18 protein-coding genes are annotated in these 19,067 nt (G+C 66.0%); 15 read left to right on the top strand and 3 right to left on the bottom strand.

Translation table 11 applies throughout. The features are described from left to right. The first annotated feature begins 6 nt into the window (after positions 1-6). The 12 genes from murG to dnaE all read left to right on the top strand — a co-directional run bounded on the left by murG (position 7) and on the right by dnaE (position 13,606). Positions 7-1,107 (top strand): undecaprenyldiphospho-muramoylpentapeptide beta-N-acetylglucosaminyltransferase, encoded by a 1,101-nt coding sequence (gene murG, locus DBZ45_RS09410; protein ID WP_111903658.1) that lies wholly within the window; start codon positions 7-9, stop codon positions 1,105-1,107. After that, on the top strand, positions 1,104-2,480 hold the full coding sequence (murC, locus tag DBZ45_RS09405) for a UDP-N-acetylmuramate--L-alanine ligase (protein ID WP_111903657.1): 1,377 nt from the start codon (positions 1,104-1,106) through the stop codon (positions 2,478-2,480). The genes murG and murC overlap by 4 nt, the downstream gene beginning before the upstream one ends. Then, positions 2,473-3,558, top strand: a complete 1,086-nt coding sequence (locus DBZ45_RS09400; protein WP_223256997.1) for a cell division protein FtsQ/DivIB — start codon at positions 2,473-2,475, stop codon at positions 3,556-3,558. The genes murC and DBZ45_RS09400 overlap by 8 nt, the downstream gene beginning before the upstream one ends. Positions 3,559-3,761: 203 nt before the next feature. Continuing rightward, positions 3,762-4,994 carry a cell division protein FtsZ gene (ftsZ, locus tag DBZ45_RS09395; protein ID WP_111903655.1) on the top strand — a complete coding sequence of 411 codons (1,233 nt, stop codon included), beginning with the start codon at positions 3,762-3,764 and terminating at the stop codon, positions 4,992-4,994. A 68-nt stretch (positions 4,995-5,062) separates the two neighbouring features. Beyond that, a complete protein-coding gene (locus tag DBZ45_RS09390; protein WP_111903654.1) occupies positions 5,063-5,773 on the top strand; it encodes a polyphenol oxidase family protein in 711 nt (236 codons plus the stop codon). After that, the gene (locus DBZ45_RS09385; protein ID WP_111903653.1) at positions 5,766-6,503 is read left to right on the top strand and encodes a YggS family pyridoxal phosphate-dependent enzyme; all 738 of its coding nucleotides are present in this window, start codon (positions 5,766-5,768) and stop codon (positions 6,501-6,503) included. Before DBZ45_RS09390 ends, DBZ45_RS09385 begins: the two co-directional genes overlap by 8 nt. Positions 6,504-6,592: 89 nt before the next feature. Continuing rightward, positions 6,593-7,123, top strand: coding sequence for a cell division protein SepF (locus DBZ45_RS09380; protein WP_111903652.1), 531 nt, complete (start codon positions 6,593-6,595; stop codon positions 7,121-7,123). A gap of 146 nt (positions 7,124-7,269) precedes the next feature. Beyond that, positions 7,270-7,557: a YggT family protein gene (locus tag DBZ45_RS09375; RefSeq protein ID WP_102973980.1), complete on the top strand. Its 288-nt coding sequence runs from the start codon at positions 7,270-7,272 to the stop codon at positions 7,555-7,557. A 170-nt stretch (positions 7,558-7,727) separates the two neighbouring features. Beyond that, entirely contained in the window at positions 7,728-8,423 is a 696-nt protein-coding gene (locus DBZ45_RS09370) for a DivIVA domain-containing protein (RefSeq protein WP_111903651.1), read from the top strand. An 81-nt stretch (positions 8,424-8,504) separates the two neighbouring features. Next, positions 8,505-9,077 carry a signal peptidase II gene (gene lspA, locus DBZ45_RS09365; RefSeq protein ID WP_111903650.1) on the top strand — a complete coding sequence of 191 codons (573 nt, stop codon included), beginning with the start codon at positions 8,505-8,507 and terminating at the stop codon, positions 9,075-9,077. Beyond that, entirely contained in the window at positions 9,070-9,996 is a 927-nt protein-coding gene (locus DBZ45_RS09360) for an RluA family pseudouridine synthase (protein WP_111903649.1), read from the top strand. Before lspA ends, DBZ45_RS09360 begins: the two co-directional genes overlap by 8 nt. Before the next feature lie 52 nt (positions 9,997-10,048). Further along, positions 10,049-13,606, top strand: a complete 3,558-nt coding sequence (gene dnaE / locus DBZ45_RS09355; protein WP_111903648.1) for a DNA polymerase III subunit alpha — start codon at positions 10,049-10,051, stop codon at positions 13,604-13,606. A gap of 13 nt (positions 13,607-13,619) precedes the next feature. On the opposite strand, the gene DBZ45_RS09350 is transcribed toward dnaE, so the two are convergent. After that, positions 13,620-14,078, bottom strand: a complete 459-nt coding sequence (locus DBZ45_RS09350; RefSeq protein ID WP_190243070.1) for a flavin reductase family protein — start codon at positions 14,076-14,078, stop codon at positions 13,620-13,622. Between the two features lie 193 nt (positions 14,079-14,271). Between DBZ45_RS09350 and DBZ45_RS09345 the strand changes: the two genes are divergently transcribed. The 3 genes from DBZ45_RS09345 (at position 14,272) to nrdR (ending at position 17,041) form a co-directional block, all read left to right on the top strand. Next, positions 14,272-14,853, top strand: coding sequence for a hypothetical protein (locus DBZ45_RS09345; RefSeq protein ID WP_111903646.1), 582 nt, complete (start codon positions 14,272-14,274; stop codon positions 14,851-14,853). A gap of 65 nt (positions 14,854-14,918) precedes the next feature. After that, the gene (gene hisD, locus DBZ45_RS09340) at positions 14,919-16,295 is read left to right on the top strand and encodes a histidinol dehydrogenase (RefSeq protein WP_111903645.1); all 1,377 of its coding nucleotides are present in this window, start codon (positions 14,919-14,921) and stop codon (positions 16,293-16,295) included. 161 nt (positions 16,296-16,456) lie between these two features. Continuing rightward, positions 16,457-17,041 carry a transcriptional regulator NrdR gene (gene nrdR, locus DBZ45_RS09335; RefSeq protein ID WP_111903644.1) on the top strand — a complete coding sequence of 195 codons (585 nt, stop codon included), beginning with the start codon at positions 16,457-16,459 and terminating at the stop codon, positions 17,039-17,041. 150 nt (positions 17,042-17,191) lie between these two features. On the opposite strand, the gene ppgK is transcribed toward nrdR, so the two are convergent. Both ppgK and map read right to left on the bottom strand, forming a co-directional pair. Next, positions 17,192-17,995, bottom strand: a complete 804-nt coding sequence (gene ppgK, locus DBZ45_RS09330) for a polyphosphate--glucose phosphotransferase (RefSeq protein ID WP_111903643.1) — start codon at positions 17,993-17,995, stop codon at positions 17,192-17,194. A gap of 80 nt (positions 17,996-18,075) precedes the next feature. Then, on the bottom strand, positions 18,076-18,954 hold the full coding sequence (map, locus tag DBZ45_RS09325) for a type I methionyl aminopeptidase (RefSeq protein WP_111903642.1): 879 nt from the start codon (positions 18,952-18,954) through the stop codon (positions 18,076-18,078). Positions 18,955-19,067 lie beyond the last annotated feature (113 nt).

The raw sequence follows: 19,067 nt of genomic DNA, 5'->3' as shown, positions 1-19,067 counted from the left end.
CACCTGATGAAAACCGAGTCATTGTCCGTGGTCCTCGCCGGCGGCGGAACAGCAGGCCATATCAACCCGCTGCTGGCCATCGCCGCCGCCATCCGCGATGCCCGCCCCGACGCCCGGCTGCTCGCGGTGGGAACGGCCGCCGGCATGGAGACCAGGCTGGTCCCGGCCGCCGGGCTGGAACTGGCCGCCATCGACCGTGTCCCGTTCCCGCGGAAGCCCTCCGCGGACCTGCTCCGCCTTCCGGGACGCCTCGCCGGCGCCGTGCGGCAGGCCGGTCGGATCCTCGACGACGCCGCGGCGGACGTCCTCGTCGGCGTGGGCGGCTACGTCTGCACTCCGATGTACCTCGCTGCCTGGCGGCGGAAGATCCCCATCGTCATCCACGAAGCCAATACCCGGCCGGGCCTGGCCAACCGGGTCGGAGCGCGGCTGAGCCGGCACGTGGCCGTGGCCTTCGCCGGTACCCCGCTGCGCAACGCCCGCCACGTGGGCATGCCCATGCGCCGCGAAGTCTCGGCCATGGTCAGGGCAACGGCGCGGAGCGGCGCCCTGCACACCCTGGACCTGCAGCCCGGGAAGCCGGTGCTCATCGTGACGGGGGGTTCGTCCGGGGCGCAAAGTATCAACCGCACTGTGGCGGCCTCGCTCGACGCACTGTCCGAGGCCGGCGTCCAGACCGTCCACATCACCGGCCGCGGCAAGTCTGTGACGGACGCAGACGGCAACGCGCTGAGCGCGGACGGCTACCGCCAGCTTGAGTATGTCGACGGCATGGAAACCGTCTACGCCGCGGCGGACCTGCTGCTCGCGCGTTCCGGCGCCGCCACCGTAAGCGAGGTCGCCGCCGTCGGCGTTCCCGCGGTCTTCGTGCCGCTGCCGATCGGCAACGGTGAGCAGGCGCTGAACGCCCGCGGGCTGGTGGAAGCGGGCGGCGCCGTGCTGGTGGCGGACCGGGACTTCACCCCCGAATGGGTCCGCACCAGCCTCATCCCCCTGCTGACCGACCGTTCCCGCCTCGACGCGATGGCGGCGAACGCGGAGAACCTTGGCATCCGAAATGCCGATCAGCTCATGGCCGACCTCGTACTGGAAGCGGTATCCAAATGACTACCAACGCAGCACCCAGCCAGGAAGCACTGGGCCGCGTGCACTTCATCGGGATCGGGGGCGTGGGCATGTCCGCCGTCGCCAGGATCATGGTGGCGCGCGGGATTCCCGTCAGCGGAACGGACGCGAAGGACCTGCCCGTCATGAAGGAGCTCGCCGCGGCCGGCGCCCGGATCTGCGTGGGCTACGACGCCGGCAACCTCGGCGACGCCCAGACCGTCGTGGCAGGATCGGCGATCCGCGCCGACAACCCCGAACTCGAGGCCGCGCGGGCCGCCGGCCTGCCGGTGCTGCACCGCTCCGAAGCGCTGGCCGCCACGATGGGCAGTGACCTCGTGGTGACCGTGGCCGGAACCCACGGGAAGTCCACCACGACGTCCATGATCACCGTGCTGCTGCAGGGCGCAGGCCTGGACCCGTCGTTCGCGATCGGCGCCAATGTTCCGGCGCTCGGCGTCAACGCGGCGAACGGCAGCTCCCAGGTGTTCGTTGCCGAGGCGGATGAATCCGACGGTTCGTTCCTGAACTACCGCCCGCAGATCGCCGTCGTCACCAACGTGGAACCGGACCACCTCGACCACTACGGCACCGCCGAAGCCGTGTACGAATCCTTCGACCACTTCACGGCGCTGTTGCCGGCGGACGGCGTGCTGGTGGCCTGCGCGGACGACGCCGGTGCGCACGCCCTGGCGCTGCGCACCCGCGAGCGGGGCAATACCCGCGTTGTTCTCTACGGTACCTCTGACGCCGCCGACCTCCGGCTCGACGACGGCGGCCCGGGCAAGGTGGCCATTACGACGGCGGGCGGCCGGTTCCCGCTGGCACTGCAGGTCCCCGGACGGCACAACGCGCTGAACGCTGCCGCCGCCATGGCAGTAGCGCTCGAACTCGGCGTGGACGCGCAGGCTGCTGCTTCGGCCCTGGCCGGCTTCTCCGGCGCGTCGCGGCGGTTCGAATACAAGGGGGAGGGCCGGGGCGTGCGGGTCTACGACGACTACGCCCACCACCCCACGGAGGTGCGGGCAGCCCTGGCGGCGGCGAGGTCCGTGGCCGGCGACCACAAGGTCCACGTCCTCTTCCAGCCGCACCTGTTTTCCCGGACCCGGGAGTTTGCCGCAGACTTCGCCGACGCACTCAAGGCCGCGGACACTGCCCTGGTGCTCGACATCTACCCGGCCCGCGAGGATCCCATCCCCGGCGTCACCAGCGCGCTCATCACCGAGCATCTGGGCGCTGGCAGCGGCCTGGTCGGCGGCGATGAGGCCGTTGCCGCCCTGGCCGCCGCCGCGCAGCCGGGGGACATCATCCTCACCGCAGGTGCAGGGGACGTCACCGCCTACGGGCCGCTCATCGTGGAGTCCCTCGGTGGCTAGCACCCGGCGCCCCACTTACCGTCCGGCCAAGCCCGCCACCCGGGACACGGCTGGCCGGGACACGGCTGCTGGTACGGACAGCGGCACGCCGGCCGTGATTACCGCGAGCAAAGGCGTGCCTGAGGCCACGGCGCAGGAGAAGGGGCAGGCCGGCACGCCGAAGAGGAAGGCAGCACCGAAGGGCAACGCTGCGCCGAAGGGCAACACTGCACCGGCGGGCAACACTGCACAGACGGGCAGGGCACAGGACAAACCAGCCAAGGCCCCCTGGCCACGGTTCAAAAGCCCAGGACCTGCCAAGCCGGGTCCTGTCACTGCAGGACCGGATGCCTCTGCACCGGACGCCCCCGGGCAGGACAATGTGCTGGCCTTTCCCGAACCCCGGGGCCGGCGCATCAGGCGCAACATCCTGGTTGCCGTGTGTGTCACGGCTGCCCTCGTCGCGGGGCTCATCGTGGCTGCCGTCTATTCCCCGGTGCTGGCGGTCCAAAGCGTGAGCGTCACCGGTACGAAGCTCCTCAAACCTGCCCAGGTGCAGGCGGCCCTGAAGCCAATTCTGGGCAAGCCGCTGCCGCAGGTCAGCGATTCCGAGGTCACCGCTCTGCTGAAGCCGCTCGTCCAGATCAAGTCGGTCACTACCGATGCCCACCCGCCATCCGTCCTGGCGGTGCAAATTCAGGAACGCGTCCCCGTCGCCCTCGTGAAGCGCGGCAAGGACTACTTGCTCGTGGACGTCGACGGCGTGCGCCTCAGTACCACGGCAGATCCCGCCTCCGTGAAGCTGCCGGTGATTGACGGCGGCGCAGGCACCATCGGCAAGGACCTGTTCCAAGCCACGGCCGAGGTCCTCGGCGCGCTCCCGGCCAACGTGCTTGCCAAGCTCTCCAACGCCTCCGCCAAGTCCGTCGATGCAGTGGAACTGAAGCTGCTGGACGGCCAGAGCGTCATCTGGGGCAACGCGGGGGAGAAGGAACTCAAGGCCCGCGTGCTGGAGGCGCTGCTCAAGGTACCTGCAGATCCCGCCAACCCGGTCAGCACTTACGACGTGAGTGTGCCGCGGCATCCGGTGACGCGGTGATCTTGACGCGCGGCGCCCGTGTATTTCACGGGGATTAGGACGACACGCGGTGGCGGTTATTGAATGTAGCCAGCATAGGAAATAGCGTCACAGACGTGAGTTACTTGACATAACTATAACCTTCAACTGGAAGGTTAAGGTTCAGGGCTTCAAGCTCGACTCCATCAGTTTTCGCAATAGGACACTAACAAGGGACACGTAACGTGGCAGCTCCGCAGAATTACTTGGCCGTCATCAAGGTCGTCGGCATCGGCGGCGGTGGCGTGAACGCAGTCAACCGCATGATTGAGGTGGGTCTCCGCGGCGTCGAATTCATTGCAATCAACACCGACGCCCAGGCCCTCCTGATGAGCGATGCCGACGTCAAGCTCGACGTCGGACGGGAACTGACGCGCGGGCTGGGTGCCGGGGCCAATCCCGAGGTCGGCAAGCAGGCTGCCGAAGACCACGCTGACGAGATCGAGGAAGTCCTCCGCGGTGCCGACATGGTCTTCGTGACCGCCGGTGAAGGCGGCGGCACCGGAACCGGCGGCGCGCCTGTCGTTGCCCGCATTGCGCGCTCCCTTGGCGCCCTGACCATCGGTGTGGTCACCCGTCCGTTCACCTTCGAAGGCCGGCGCCGCGCAGGCTCCGCCGAGGCGGGCATCGACGCCCTGCGCGACGAGGTGGACACCCTGATCGTTATCCCCAACGACCGCCTGCTGTCCATCAGCGACCGCAACGTCTCCGTCCTGGACGCCTTCCGCTCCGCTGACCAGGTCCTGCTGTCCGGTGTGCAGGGCATCACGGACCTCATCACCACGCCCGGCCTGATCAACCTTGACTTCGCCGACGTGAAATCAGTCATGCAAGGCGCAGGATCCGCCCTGATGGGTATCGGCTCGGCGCGCGGCGAGGACCGCGCTGTCAAGGCAGCAGAGCTCGCCATCGCCTCCCCGCTGCTTGAAGCGTCCATCGACGGTGCCCACGGCGTCCTGCTGTCGATTCAGGGCGGCTCCGACCTCGGACTGTTCGAGATCAACGAGGCTGCACGCCTGGTGCAGGAAGTCGCCCACCCCGAGGCCAACATCATCTTCGGTGCGGTCATCGACGACGCCCTGGGCGATGAAGCCCGCGTCACCGTCATCGCGGCCGGCTTTGACGACGTCAAGGCCACCTCGCCGTCCATGGACCAGTCGCAGCCGCAGGCTGCACCGCAGCGGCCCGCCGTTCCGACGGCCGCCCCGCAGAGCCAGCCGTCCGCGGGCAGCCAGCAGGTCCACGTCCAGCCCGTGCACGCCGGTGTCGGCGCTGCAGGTCTCAGCAGCTGGGGGCAGCAGCGCCCCTCCGCTGTCCCTGCTGACTCGGGTTTCGACGTCGACCTTCCGTCGGTGGTTGAGCCTGACCTGACCGGCAGCCGGTCTGACGACCTGGATGTCCCCGATTTCCTGAAGTAGCAGGATGCCGGGCGGACATCCGCCCGGCGGCTGTCCCAGCTTCCTAACCCTGATTGCCGGAGTTTCGATTGTTTTTGTGGCGTGCTGAAGTGCAGCCTGGCGTGTCCGTGGCGTTCACCGACACGAACGCCGGCAACCTCGCCCTGCACGTGGGCGATGACGCGGCCGCGGTGCTCCGCCGCAGGGTTAGGCTGGAGGACGTTGCCGGTATCTCGCCGCGCAGGTTCCAGTACATGAACCAGGTCCACGGCAACGAGGTGTCCCTTGTTGTTGAACCTGGGACAGCCGGTGAACCCGACCTGCCGGCACCGACTGCGGACGCGCTGGTGTCCCTCGGTGGCCCGCTTGCGGTGATGGTGGCGGACTGCATTCCGCTGGTCTTGGTGGGTACCGGGTCTTCCGGGCCCGTACTGTCCGCCGTTCATGCCGGGCGCCCGGGCCTGTTCTCCGGAGTCATTCCGGCGGCGGTGGAGCAGATGCGCGCTTCCGGCGCCGCGGACATCCGGGCCTGGCTCGGCCCGTCCGTCTGCGGGAACTGCTATGAGGTGCCCGCTGAACTCCGCGACGAGGTTGCTGCCGTCCTGCCGGCCGCATGGTCAACCACGTCCTGGGGGACGCCGGCGCTCGGCCTTCCCGGCGCTGCCGCCAGCCAGCTCGACGCCCTCGGCGTTCCCATCGAGTACCGGGGGCCCTGCACTTTGGAAAACGAGTCCTTGTTTTCCTACCGCCGCGACTCCCGGTGCGGCAGATTCGCCGGACTGGTGTGGACCCATGACTGACAGCCCGGCGCCCGGGGATGCCCGGGCAGTGCAGCTGGCGGAGCGCCTTGGCGCTGTCCGGAAACGCATCAGCCGTGCCGCCGCGGCGGCAGAGCGCGGGAACAACCCGCCGAGCCTCATAGTGATCAGCAAGTTTCACCCGGCCGAGGACGTCCGCCGGCTGGCAGCGCTTGGCGTCCGGGACTTCGGCGAGAACCGGGACCAGGAGGCGTCGGCAAAAGCCGAGGAACTCGAAGCCCTGGACCTCACCTGGCACTTCGTGGGCCAGCTTCAGAGCAAGAAGTCCAAGACGGTGGTCCGCTACGCCTCTGCCGTGCACTCGGTAGACCGCTCCCAGCTCGTGACGGCCCTGGAGCGGGCCATGGCCGCCCAGCAGGAACTGACCGGACGTGACGACCTGGACTGTTTCATCCAGGTGAGCCTGGACGACGACGCCGGCGCGCACCGCGGTGGTGCCACCCCCGCCGAGGTGCCGCAGTTGGCTGAACAGCTCGAAGCCGCGGGCGGTCTTCGCCTTGCCGGTGTCATGGCGGTGGCGCCGCTCGGGGCCGATCCGGAGCGGGCCTTTGAAAAACTGCTGGGTATTTCAACCGGCCTGCAGCGCGATTTCCCCGGCGCCACGGGGATTTCCGCCGGCATGAGCCAGGACTTGGAAGCAGCCGTCCGATTCGGTGCGACACACCTCCGAATTGGCTCAGATATTCTCGGTTCGCGCCCGGCCGTGCGGTAGCGTCTGTCGTATTGGAAGTGAATGGCGGGGATTCCAATGCTGTCTTGACCTTTGGGCGGCCCGCTTCCGGACACGATTAGGAGTCGACCATGGCTGGCGCTATGCGCAAGACAATGATCTATCTTGGGCTCGCCGACGGCGATGAACACTACGAGTCTGAGCTTTCCACCCAGCAAAAGGACGAGGACAACTCAGTGGAGCATGACCGTGAAGAGCGCCGCGCGCCGGCGCCGCTCCGAGAGGTCACCCGTGAAGTGCCACCAGCTGCCGAAGAGGAATACCGCGCACCCGTGACACCCATTAAGCGAGCGGCATCGAGCCGCGAAGAGACCACCGGACTGCGGCAGATCACCACGATCCACCCGCGTTCCTACAATGACGCCAAGCTCATCGGCGAAAGCTTTCGTGACGGTATCCCCGTCATCATGAACGTGACGGACATGGGGGAGTCGGACGCGAAGCGGCTCGTCGACTTTTCCGCCGGCCTCGTCTTCGGTCTGCGCGGAAGCATCGAGCGCGTGACAAACAAGGTCTTCCTGCTGTCGCCGTCGTACGTAGAAGTCATCGGAGATGACAAGAAAGCCAGCGAGGCCACGGCCAGCTTCTTCAACCAAAGCTAAAAACGGCGCTCCGGATGCCAGGCAGGGACGCACCTGCCTGGCATCCGTGCTGAAATAGGGGAGCAGCATAATCTGGCAGGACTCCCCTGGCCGGATCCCAGGGCACCGCAGTGCCCGCGATGAACATGGAGACAATGGGTTAGCTCATGGGAATACTATTCGGGCTCGTCTATATCGTTCTGCTGTTCATTTTCGTCGCTCTGATTGTCCGCCTCGTCTTTGACTGGGTTCAGATGTTCGCGCGGGAATGGCGTCCGCGCGGGGTAGCATTGGTGGCGGCTCATGCGGTCTACTCGGTGACCGATCCGCCGCTGAAGGTTCTTCGGCGCCTTATCCCGCCGCTGCGGCTGGGCGGCGTCTCACTGGACCTCGGGTTTCTGGTGCTGTTCATCGGCCTGAGCATTGCCATGGCGATCACCAAGTCATTTGCATAACTTCATATCAGCTTGCCGCGCCGGGGCCGATCCGCATGGATGCTGATCCAGCGCAGAAAGCCTTTTCTTTGACGCCACGGTGTTGAATTAGAGGAACCAGACCATATTTAGGTACCGTAGTTTTGACGGCCGGAAGGCCTCCTGACGAACTAGACCAACGAGGTGACCAGATGGCTTTGACGCCAGAAGACGTTGTCAACAAGCGCTTTCAGCCGACCAAGTTCCGCGAAGGCTATGACCAGGACGAAGTTGACGACTTCCTGGACGAGATCGTCGTCGAACTGCGGCGCCTGAACCAGGAGAACGAAGAACTTCGTAAGAAGCTCGCCGAAGTCAGCTCCGGATCGCCGGCTGCCACCTCCGCCGTCCCCCCTGTTGTTGAGAAGGTCCCCGCGCCGTCCAAGTCCGAGAAGGACGAAGCCCGCGCGAAGGCCGAAGCTGAAGCCAAGGCCGCCGAAGCTGCCAAGAAGAAGGCAGGCGAGCAGGCAGCCCCCGTTGCAGCCCCGGCACCCGCCGTTACCAGCAGCAACGTCTCCGAGTCGGCTGCCGGCCTGCTGGCCATGGCGCAGCAGATGCACGACCGTCACGTCTCCGAGGGCCAGCAGCAGCGCGACAAGATCATCGCTGAAGCACAGATCGAAGCCAGCAGCCTGGTCAACGACGCGCAGGAGAAGTCCCGCAAGATCCTCGGCGCCCTCGAGCAGCAGCGTTCCGTTCTCGAGCGCAAGGTGGAGCAGCTCCGCGGCTTCGAACGCGACTACCGTTCACGCCTGAAGGCCTACATCGAGGGCCAGCTGCGCGACCTGGACGCCCGTGGTTCCGTTGCCGCCCCTGAGGTCGGCGAAAGCAGCAGCGCCGCCGTTTAGCACGTATTCTGAAGGCCGGTGGCTGAGGATTCCTCGGCCACCGGCTTTTGCCATTAACGACGGTTCCCGAATGAAAGCACCATGACTGACGACCTTGCCGCTGACGCAGCGCATCCAGCCTCATCATCACCGCGGCCCCGGCGCGGCGTCCTGCTGTCCCTGTTCGCCGGGCTGGCCGCGTTCGCCTACGTCTTCGACCAGCTCACCAAACTGTGGGTGACCAGCACCATGGTGGAGGGTGAACGGATTCCGGTGCTGCCCCCGCTGCTGCACTGGTACTACATCCGGAACTCCGGCGCGGCCTTCTCCATCGGCGAGAATGTGACCTGGGTGTTTACGATCATCATGGTGGTGGTTGCCGCGGCCATCCTGTTCCAGCTGCGCAAGCTCGGCTCCGCGTGGTGGGCGCTGGCGCTGGGGCTACTGTTCGGCGGCGCCCTGGGAAACCTGACGGACCGGTTGTTCCGGGATCCGTCCTTCGGAATGGGCCACGTGGTGGACTTCATCCAGCTGCCCAACTTTGCGATCTTCAATATCGCCGACGCGGCCGTGGTGTCATCTGTGGTCATCATCTGCCTGCTGACCCTGCGTGGTATCGCCCTTGACGGTTCGCACCACAGCGTCGAAAAGCGGGACGGGACCGGTAATGTCTGAGCGGGTGGTGGTCCCCGAGGAGCTGGACGGGGCCCGCGTGGACGCGGGCCTGGCCAAGCTGATGGGCATGTCCCGCTCGTCCGCCGCCACGCTGATAGCCGAAGGCAACGTGGTCAGCGGCGGCAAACCGGTGGGGAAGTCCGCCAAGCTCGCGTCCGGCGCCGTGTTGCACGTGACGGTCCCCGAACGCCGGGATCCCCTTGAAGTCGTGGAGGAAGTTGTGGAAGGCCTGAAGATCCTGCTGGATGACGACGACTTTGTGGTGGTCGACAAGCCGGTGGGGGTCGCGGCGCACCCGTCCCCGGGCTGGGTAGGACCCACGGTCGTCGGCGGACTGGCCGGGGCCGGCTACCGCATTTCCACGTCCGGCTCAGCCGAGCGTGCCGGCATCGTCCACCGCCTCGACGTCGGGACCTCGGGCGTCATGGTGGTGGCCAAGACAGAACCCGCCTATACCGCCCTCAAGCGGGCGTTCAAGGAACGCACCGTTGACAAGGTCTACCACGCGGTGGTCCAGGGGCTGCCGGATCCCCTGCAGGGCACTATCGACGCCCCGATCGGACGCCATCCCGGCCACGACTGGCGCTTCGCGGTCATTGAGGACGGCCGGCCATCGGTGACGCACTACGAGGTCCTTGAGGCGTTCGGCAAGGCCACCCTGGTGGAGGTCCACCTGGAAACCGGCAGGACCCACCAGATCAGGGTCCATTTCGCCGCGCTCCGCCATCCGTGTGCCGGAGACCTCACCTACGGGGCCGACCCGCGGCTCGCCGCTACCCTCGGGCTCACCCGGCAGTGGCTGCACGCCCGTGAACTGGGCTTTGACCACCCGCGCACCGGAGAACGCGTCACTGTGACCAGCGAGTACCCCGCGGACCTCGCCTACGCCCTGGAAGTCCTGGGCACCGGCAGGGCCTGAGCCTGCGGCACGCCGGCACTAATTGTCGGAGGGTCGGCACTAGAATGGTCCGGTGACTTCCAGCAATGACTCGTTCGTACATCTCCACACCCACACCGAGTACTCGATGCTGGACGGCGCCGCCAGGCTCGGTGAGCTGTTCGACGAAACTGAGCGGCTCGGCATGCCTGCGCTGGCGACTACCGACCACGGCTACCTCTTCGGCGCCTTCGACTTCTGGCGGAAGGCCACCGACAAGGGCGTCAAGCCCATCATCGGCGTCGAAGCCTATGTGACTCCCGGGACTGCGCGCGGCGACAAGAGTCGCGTCCGCTGGGGCGAGGAGAGCCAGCGCAAGGACGACGTCTCCGGTGGTGGCTCGTACACCCACATGACCCTGCTGAGCTACAACAACGTGGGCATGCGGAACCTGTTCCGTGCCTCCTCGATCGCCTCCCTTGATTCGGTGTTCGGCAAGTGGCCGCGGCTGGACCGCGAGCTGCTGAACACCTACTCAGAAGGGCTCATCGCCACCACGGGCTGCCCGTCCGGAGAGGTCCAGACCCGGCTGCGGCTCGGCCAGTACCGTGAGGCCCTGGAAGCCGCTGCGGAATTCCGTGACATCTTCGGCGCCGAGAACTACTTCTGCGAACTCATGGACCACGGGCTGGACATTGAACGCCGCGTCACCGGCGATCTCCTGCGGCTGGCCAAGGACCTGAACCTCCCCCTCGTTGCCACCAACGACCTGCACTACACGCATGAACACGACGCCAAGGCGCACGAGGCCCTGCTGGCCATCCAGTCGGGCTCGACGCTGCTCGAACCCACCTACGACAACGGCGGCTCCCGTTTCGCGTTCTCCGGAAGCGGCTACTACCTGAAGTCGCCGCAGGAAATGCGCGAGCTGTTCCGCGACCACCCCGAAGCCTGCGACAACACGCTGCTGATCGCCGAGCGGTGCGAGGTGTCCTTCAACACCGGCGCCAACTACATGCCCCGGTTTCCCTGCCCCGAGGGCGAGGACGAAACCTCCTGGCTGGTCAAGGAGGTCGACAAGGGACTCCATTACCGCTACCCCCAGGGCATTCCGGACAAGGTCCGCAAGCAGGCCGACTACGAGCTGGAAGTCATCACCTCGATGGGCTTCCCGGGCTACTTCCTCGTGGTGGCCGACTTCATCAACTGGGCCAAGAACAACGGCATCCGGGTAGGTCCCGGCCGTGGCTCGGGTGCAGGCTCCATGGTGGCCTACGCAATGCGCATCACCGACCTGGATCCGCTGCACCACGGCCTGATCTTCGAGCGCTTCCTCAACCCGGACCGCGTCTCCATGCCTGACTTCGACGTCGACTTCGATGACCGGCGCCGCTCCGAGGTCATCGACTACGTGACGCGCAAGTACGGCGACGAGCGCGTGGCCATGATCGTCACCTACGGCACCATCAAGACCAAGCAGGCGCTGAAGGACTCCTCCCGCGTGCTTGGCTACCCCTTCAGCATGGGCGAGACGCTGACCAAGGCACTGCCGCCTGCGGTTATGGCGAAGGATATTCCCCTTGCCGACATTCAGAACAAGGACGCCAAGCGCTACAGCGAGGCAGGGGATTTCCGGCAGCTGATCAGCACGGATCCGGAGGCCGCCAAGGTTTTCGAGACCGCGCTGGGCATCGAGGGCCTGAAACGCCAATGGGGTGTGCACGCGGCCGGCGTGATCATGTCCTCGGACCCCATCATCGACGTCATTCCGATCATGCGCCGTTTCCAGGACGGCCAGGTCATCACGCAGTTCGACTATCCGACCTCTGAAGGCCTCGGGCTGATCAAGATGGACTTCCTCGGGCTGCGGAACCTGACGATCATTTCGGACGCCCTGGAAAACATCAAGATGAACCGCGGCGTCGACCTGGACCTGGAAACCCTGGAGCTGGATGACGCGGCGTCCTATGAGCTGCTGGCCCGCGGTGACACTCTGGGCGTGTTCCAGCTCGACGGCGGCCCCATGCGGTCCCTGCTCAAACTCATGAAGCCTGACAACTTCGAAGACATCTCCGCCGTGCTGGCGCTGTACCGTCCGGGACCGATGGGCGCTAACGCGCACACCGACTATGCCCTGCGCAAGAACAAGATCCAGGACGTCATCCCGATCCACCCGGAGCTCGAGGAGCCGCTGAAGGAGATCCTGGGCGGAACGTTCGGCCTGATCGTCTACCAGGAACAGGTCATGGCCGTGGCGCAGAAGCTGGCCGGCTATTCCCTGGGCCAGGCAGACATTTTGCGCCGTGCCATGGGCAAGAAGAAGAAGTCCGAGCTGGACAAGCAGTTCGCCGGCTTCTCGCAGGGAATGCAGGACAACGGCTACTCCATGGAGGCCGTCAAGACTCTATGGGACATCCTGCTGCCCTTCTCCGACTACGCCTTCAACAAGGCGCACTCGGCGGCGTACGGCGTGATTTCCTATTGGACCGCCTACCTGAAGGCGCACTATGCGCCGGAGTACATGGCCGCCCTCCTGACCTCGGTCGGTGACGATAAGGACAAATCGGCAATTTACCTCAACGAATGCCGGCGCATGGGCATCACCGTGCTGCCGCCGGACGTTAACGAGTCGGCGCTGAATTTCACCCCGGTCGGCAACGACATCCGTTTCGGCATGGGCGCCATCCGCAACGTCGGCGTCAACGCAGTCGAGGCCATGGTGGCAGCCCGGGCGAGCGAGGGCGCGTACACCTCGTTCAAGGACTACCTCATGAAGGTGCCGGCCGTGGTGTGCAACAAGCGCACCATCGAATCCCTGATCAAGGCCGGAGCCTTCGACTCGCTGGGCCACCACCGCCGCGCCCTGGCCATGATCCACGAAGAAGCCATCGACTCCGTCATCACCCTCAAGCGCAACGAGGCGATCGGCCAGTTCGATCTCTTTGCCGGTTTCGATGAGGCCGAGTCCGAAGCGTCGCTCAGCATCGAGATCCCCGACCTGCCCGAATGGGAGAAGAAGGACAAGCTCGCGTTCGAGCGGGACATGCTGGGACTGTATGTTTCAGACCACCCGCTGCAGGGCCTGGAAGGGGTCCTGAGCCAGCACGCCGACCAGTCCATCACGTCGATCATCGCGGAAGACGGGCCGCACGACGGCGCCATCATTACCATCGCGGGCATGATCACCTCGTTGAGCCGCCGGATCGCGAAGGCCAGCGGCAACGCCTATGCCCGGGCGGAGATCGAGGACCTCGGCGGTTCCATGGAGGTCATGTTCTTCGGCCAGGTCTACGGGCCGATTGCCTCGGTTCTCGCTGAGGACCTGATCGTGGTGGTCAAGGGCCGACTGCAGCGGCGCGACGACGGTGCCGTGACCCTGAACTGCATGGAGCTCTCCGTCCCGGACCTCAGCCAGGGCACCAACGGGCCGCTGGTAATCACCATGCAGACGCACAAGGCCACCGAGGCCGTGGTCACGGAACTGGGGGACGTGCTGCGCAACCACCGGGGCAACTCCGAGGTCCGGGTGAACCTGCAGGGCGACAGCCGCATCGAGGTCATGGCGCTTCCCGTGCACCTGCGTGTGAATCCCAACCCGTCGCTGTTCGGGGACCTGAAGGTGCTGCTGGGACCGGCCTGCCTCGACGCCTAGATTTCGCGGGTTTTCAGATTTCGTAGTCCAGCGGTACCGGCTGCCCGTAAGTTCCGGAGTGGTACAGCAGCGGCGAGCCGTCCTCGCCAACCTGCCCTTCCACCACTTCGACCACCACGACGGCGTTGTTCTCAAACGACAGCCGCATCTGGATCTTGCCGATCAGCCAGCCGGCAACGTCCTTGAGCACCGGCACGTCGTGGGGTCCGTGGGCCCAATGATCGCCGGCGAAGCGTTCCTTGGTGCGCGCGAACCGGTCGGCCAGCTCCTGGTTCTCCAGCCCGAGCATGTGCACACCGATGTACGTAGTGTTGGCCACCGCCGGCCACGAGCTGGAACTGCGTGCCATGTTGAAGGTGAAGCGCGGCGGTTTGGCGGAAAGCGAGGCAACGGAGGTTGCAGTGAAGCCGTAGGGGACGCCCTCGTAGTTCACGGTGATGATGGCCACGCCCGCAGCATGCCGGCGGAACATCTCTTTGAACGTGCCCTCGAAGGCGACATCATCTGAGGTCAATGGAATCGATCTCCCTACTGCATCCGTGCTGGTTGAGTCTCTAGTACAAGACTATGGGCTTCCGGGCGGATGGGAGATTCCCTTGACGGGCAGACACATGGCGCGCAGTGCCGGCCAACATTTGCCAGATAACATTTGTTAACGTTTCTTCATGACCCAGCCTGCACCCGTCCCTCCGGTCCGCTCCTCCAACGAGGGCCACGGCGCCCGGCGGCAACCCGGCAGGGGTTACGCGTGGGCGGCCGGAATCCTCGGTGCCGGCATCCCCGCAGGGTTCCTCTGGTGGCTCCTGGCCCCGGGTGGGCAAAACCTCATCTCGGGGGACTCCGCGCTGTCGTCCGGAACCAACAGCCAGGGCTGGCTGCCCCGGGACCTGGTCCTGGCGGGACTGTTTGTGTTCGCGGGCTGCCTGGTGGCTGTGCTGTTGTCCGGCCGCCGCGACGGCGGGACTCGGGGGCTGCTGCTGCTGTCCGTTGCGGCAAGCGCAGCGGCAGCGGTCCTGGCCTGGCAGACCGGCGTGCTGGCCGGCCGCTGGCTGGGAGCTCCGCAGGACACGTCGGTGAACGCCAGTGCCGGCTTCTCGCTGCGGTCCCTGACTGTCCTAGTCCTCTGGCCCGCGGCGGTTGCCGCCGGCTTCTTCGTCCTGCACATCATCGGCCTCCTCCGCGCTTCCGTGGACCGGTACCCGAACGGCGACAGCGGCAACACCGCCGACGGCCGCACATGGCAGTAGAAGCGGCAGTGCATGTGGCAGTAACACTCGTCGGGGCGCGGGGCGGCGGCGCGTAAAATGAACGGGTGACCACTTCTCCGGACAGCTCCGCACGCCCGAATGCCCCCGTCGTCGATTTCCGCACCGTTGACCTGCGCGGCCGCAGCCTCAGCCTGGCCGAACTCCGCGAGGCGGTGCCGCGGGCGCGGCAGCAGACAGTCGCAGACGCCGAGCAGAAGGTCACCGACATCATCACGGCCGTCCGCCAGCGCGGCTTTGCCGCCCTTGCGGACTTCGCCCGGACGTTCGACGGCGTGGAGCAGACGCATCCGCGCGTACCGGCCGAGGCGCTGCAGTCAGCCCTGGACGGCCTGGACCCTGCCGTGCGTTCGGCGCTGGAGGAGTCCATCAGCCGTGCGCGCCGGTTTGCGGACGGCCAGCGCCCGGCCGACGTCGACATTTCCCTGGGTGACGGCGCAGTGGTGAGCCAGAAATGGGTGCCCGTGGCACGCGTGGGCCTCTACGTCCCCGGCGGCCTGGCGGTCTACCCGTCGTCGGTGATCATGAATGTGGTTCCGGCGCTGGCCGCCGGGGTGGAATCGATCGCACTCGCCTCACCGCCGCAGAAGGACTTTGGCGGCCTCCCGCACCCCACCATCCTGGCCGCTGCTGCACTGCTCGGGATTGACGAGGTCTATGCAATCGGCGGAGCCCAGGCGATCGCCGCCTTCGCCTACGGCGTGCCCGGCGAATCAGGGACTCCCGCACTCGAACCCGTCGATGTCGTCACCGGGCCGGGAAACATCTTCGTGGCCACGGCCAAGCGACTCGTCAAGGGCGTGGTGGGGATTGATTCCGAGGCGGGCACCACGGAAATTGCCATCCTCGCGGACTCCACCGCCCACCCGTCCTTCGTTGCCGCCGACCTGATCAGCCAGGCCGAGCACGATCCGAAGGCCGCCTCCGTCCTGATTACCGACTCCCTTGAGCTCGCCGCGGAAGTCCGTGAGGAGCTGGAACTGCAGGCTGCATCCACCAAGCACAGCCAGCGTGTCCGAGAGGCACTTTCCGGCCCGCAGTCCGGCGTCGTGCTTGTTGACGACCTCGACCAGGGGATCGCAGCGTGCGACGCCTACGCGGCCGAGCACCTGGAGATCATGACTGCCGACGCCCCCGCCGTGGCGGCGCGGATCCGGAACGCGGGCGCCATTTTCGTGGGCGACTACAGCCCCGTCAGCCTCGGCGACTACTGCGCCGGCTCCAATCATGTGCTACCCACGAGCGGTACTGCGGCCTTTTCGTCCGGGCTGAACGTGACCACGTTCCTGCGCGCCATTCAGGTGATCAACTACTCGGAGGCGGCGCTGGGGCAAGTCAGTGGTCACATTGTCAGCCTGTCCGGTGCAGAGGACCTCCCGGCGCATGGCGACGCGGTGACGGTCCGTTTCCAGGCGGGCAGCTGACCACTACATGTAGCGACCGCCCACTACATGTAGTAATTACAGGCTTGTTATTCGGCCATATGTGGCCCTAAACTGGTGCCGGAAGAAGCTTCGGTAACGGGCTTCCGGATAAGGGCTTCGGGATAAGGGCTTCCCGTGAGGGGAAGGAAGGGGAGGAAAACGTGTACTGTCCGTTTTGCCGCAACCCTGATTCACGCGTGGTGGACAGCCGGATGGCCGACGACGGTTCAGCCATCCGCCGCCGCCGGCAGTGCCCCGAGTGCGGGCGCCGCTTCACCACGGTGGAAACCACCAGCCTGTCCGTGATCAAACGCTCTGGCGTGGGCGAGCCCTTCAGCCGCAGCAAGGTCATCAACGGTGTCCGCAAGGCCTGCCAGGGCCGGCCCGTGAGCGAAGACGACCTCGCGATGCTGGCGCAGGAAGTCGAGGAGAACATCCGGGCCTCCGGCGCGGCGGAAATCGACGCCCACGAAGTTGGGCTGATCATCCTCGGGCCGCTGCAGAAGCTGGACAAGGTGGCCTACCTCCGTTTCGCCAGTGTTTATCAGGCTTTTGAATCACTTGAGGATTTCGAATCTGCCATTGCGCTGCTCCGGCACGAGTCCGACGTCGAGGCCAAAGCCACAACAAGCAAGGCCGAAGGCAAGGGCTCCGAAGGCAAGAGCCCCGAGGTTAGGAGCCCCGAGGCTAAAAACACCGAGGCTAAGAACACCGAGGCCAAGAACACCGCGAAGAGCACGCTCTAAAGTCTCCGGTGGCGGCAGCGGAGGGGAAGCCGCGGCTGCCACCGGCTCCAGTGCAAACATCAGCTTTACGTGAAACACCGAAGGCGGCAGACCCTGTGTCTGCCGCCTTCGGTGTTTCTGCGGGCACCGCTTACCGCTGCCCGTCCGGGTTTACTTCGCCAGCTCGTGCTTGACGGCGATCTCCAGGGCAGCGCCCACGATGCCGGCTTCGTTCTTCAGCTCAGCGGGAACGATCGGAGTGCGCAGCTTCATGCGCGGCAGGTACTCGTCTGCCCGCTTGGAGATGCCGCCGCCGACGATGAAGAGCTCGGGGGAGAAGAGGAACTCGACGTGGGAGAAGTAGCGCTGCAGCAGCACGCTGTACTCCTCCCAGCTGAGGCCGTCCCGTTCGCGGGCCACCGCAGAGGCCTTGCTTTCAGCGTCGAAGCCGTCGACCTCCAGGTGGCCCAGTTCGGCGTTGGGCACCAGGTGGCCGTTGAAGATGAACGCGGACCCGATGCCGGTGCCGAGGGTGATGACCAGGACGGTGCCGCCGATTCCGGCGCCCGCACCGTACCGGGCTTCGGCCAGGCCCGCTGCGTCGGCGTCGTTGATGACCTCCACGGGGCGGCCCAGGCGGGCCGTGAGCAGCGCATCAATGTCCGTGTTGAGCCAGCTCTTGTCCACGTTGGCCGCAGAGTGAACCACGCCGTGCTGGATGATGCCGGGGAAGGTCACGCCGATGGGGCTGTCGGCCTCGGGTGCGTCGGGGCGAGCCGAGAGTTCCTCGACAACCTTGGCCACCACCTCGACCACCGCTTCCGGCGTGGCCGGCTGCGGCGTCGCCAGGCGGAAGCGATCGCCGATCAGTTTGCCCTTCTTCAGGTCGACGATGCCGCCCTTGATTCCGGTTCCGCCGATGTCGATGCCGATCAGCGGGGCGTGCTTGCGGGTCTTTTCGTCCTTCTTGGCCAATGGGATTCCGTTCGTGGCAGGGTAGGGGCTTGGGCTGGGCAAGGGTGACTTGCCGGAATGACGCGGGCGGTTGCCTGGCGTCAGGGAAGGGTGAGGATCTCGGCACCGGACTCGGTGACGAGGAGTGTGTGTTCGAACTGCGCGGTCCGCTTGTGGTCCTTGGTGACCACGGTCCAGTCGTCGGCCCACATGTCCCACTCGATGGTGCCGAGGGTGAGCATGGGCTCGATGGTGAACACCATGCCGGGCTCGATCACGGTGTTGTAGGCCGGTGCGGCGTCGTAGTGCGGGATGATCAGCCCGGTGTGGAAGGCCTCGCCCACGCCGTGCCCGGTGAAATCCCGGACCACGCCGTAGCCGAAGCGCCTGGCGTAGGACTCGATGGCCCTGCCAATGACGTTGATCTCCCGTCCCGGGGCAACGGCCTTAATGGCGCGGTTGAGGGACTCCTTTGTGCGCTCGACCAGCAGCCGCGACTCCTCGTCCACCTCTCCCACGAGGAACGTGTGGTTGGTGTCGCCGTGGACCCCGCCGATGAAGGCGGTGATGTCGATGTTGATGATGTCGCCGTCCTGCAGCACCGTGCTGTCCGGGATGCCGTGGCAGATGACCTCATTCAGCGACGAGCACAGTGACTTGGGGAAACCGCGGTACCCCAGTGTGGACGGGTAGGCGTTGTGCTCCAGCAGGAACTCGTGGCCGATGCGGTCCAGCTCGTCGGTGGTGATGCCCGGCCGGATGTGCTTGCCCACCTCCACGATGGCCTGGGCGGCGATCCTGCTGGCCACCCGAATCTTCTCGATGGTTTCCGGTGACTTGACCTCTGACCCGGTGAATTTGGCCGGTCCTGGCTTGCCGACATACTCCGGCCGCGCGATCGACGCGGGAACGGCCCGCTGCGGGCTGATGGTTCCCGGGGTAAGCGTGCCGGTGGGTGCGGTCGAGGCTAAGGAAGGCATAGATTGATCATATAAGGCAGCACAGAACGCCATGTAAATTAACGCGGCCCGCAGCTGACGTTGCGGGTTACGTTACGTGGATCACGGCGGCAGTGTGCTGTTAACCCGGAAAG

The sequence above is a fragment of the Arthrobacter globiformis genome, from assembly GCF_003261175.1.
Taxonomy (GTDB): domain Bacteria; phylum Actinomycetota; class Actinomycetes; order Actinomycetales; family Micrococcaceae; genus Arthrobacter; species Arthrobacter globiformis_A.
The sequence above is the reverse complement of the archived record's forward strand: the minus strand, read 5'-3'. Positions and strand labels throughout refer to the sequence as shown.

Coding starts and splice junctions, on each gene's coding strand:
- murG (WP_111903658.1), top strand. CDS start 7: ATGAAAACCGAGTCATTGTCCGTGGTCCTCGCCGGCGGCGGAACAGCA.
- murC (WP_111903657.1), top strand. CDS start 1,104: ATGACTACCAACGCAGCACCCAGCCAGGAAGCACTGGGCCGCGTGCAC.
- DBZ45_RS09385 (WP_111903653.1), top strand. CDS start 5,766: ATGACTGACAGCCCGGCGCCCGGGGATGCCCGGGCAGTGCAGCTGGCG.
- DBZ45_RS09380 (WP_111903652.1), top strand. CDS start 6,593: ATGGCTGGCGCTATGCGCAAGACAATGATCTATCTTGGGCTCGCCGAC.
- DBZ45_RS09375 (WP_102973980.1), top strand. CDS start 7,270: ATGGGAATACTATTCGGGCTCGTCTATATCGTTCTGCTGTTCATTTTC.
- DBZ45_RS09370 (WP_111903651.1), top strand. CDS start 7,728: ATGGCTTTGACGCCAGAAGACGTTGTCAACAAGCGCTTTCAGCCGACC.
- lspA (WP_111903650.1), top strand. CDS start 8,505: ATGACTGACGACCTTGCCGCTGACGCAGCGCATCCAGCCTCATCATCA.
- DBZ45_RS09360 (WP_111903649.1), top strand. CDS start 9,070: ATGTCTGAGCGGGTGGTGGTCCCCGAGGAGCTGGACGGGGCCCGCGTG.
- DBZ45_RS09350 (WP_190243070.1), bottom strand. CDS start 14,078: ATGTTCCGCCGGCATGCTGCGGGCGTGGCCATCATCACCGTGAACTAC.
- DBZ45_RS09345 (WP_111903646.1), top strand. CDS start 14,272: ATGACCCAGCCTGCACCCGTCCCTCCGGTCCGCTCCTCCAACGAGGGC.
- map (WP_111903642.1), bottom strand. CDS start 18,954: ATGCCTTCCTTAGCCTCGACCGCACCCACCGGCACGCTTACCCCGGGA.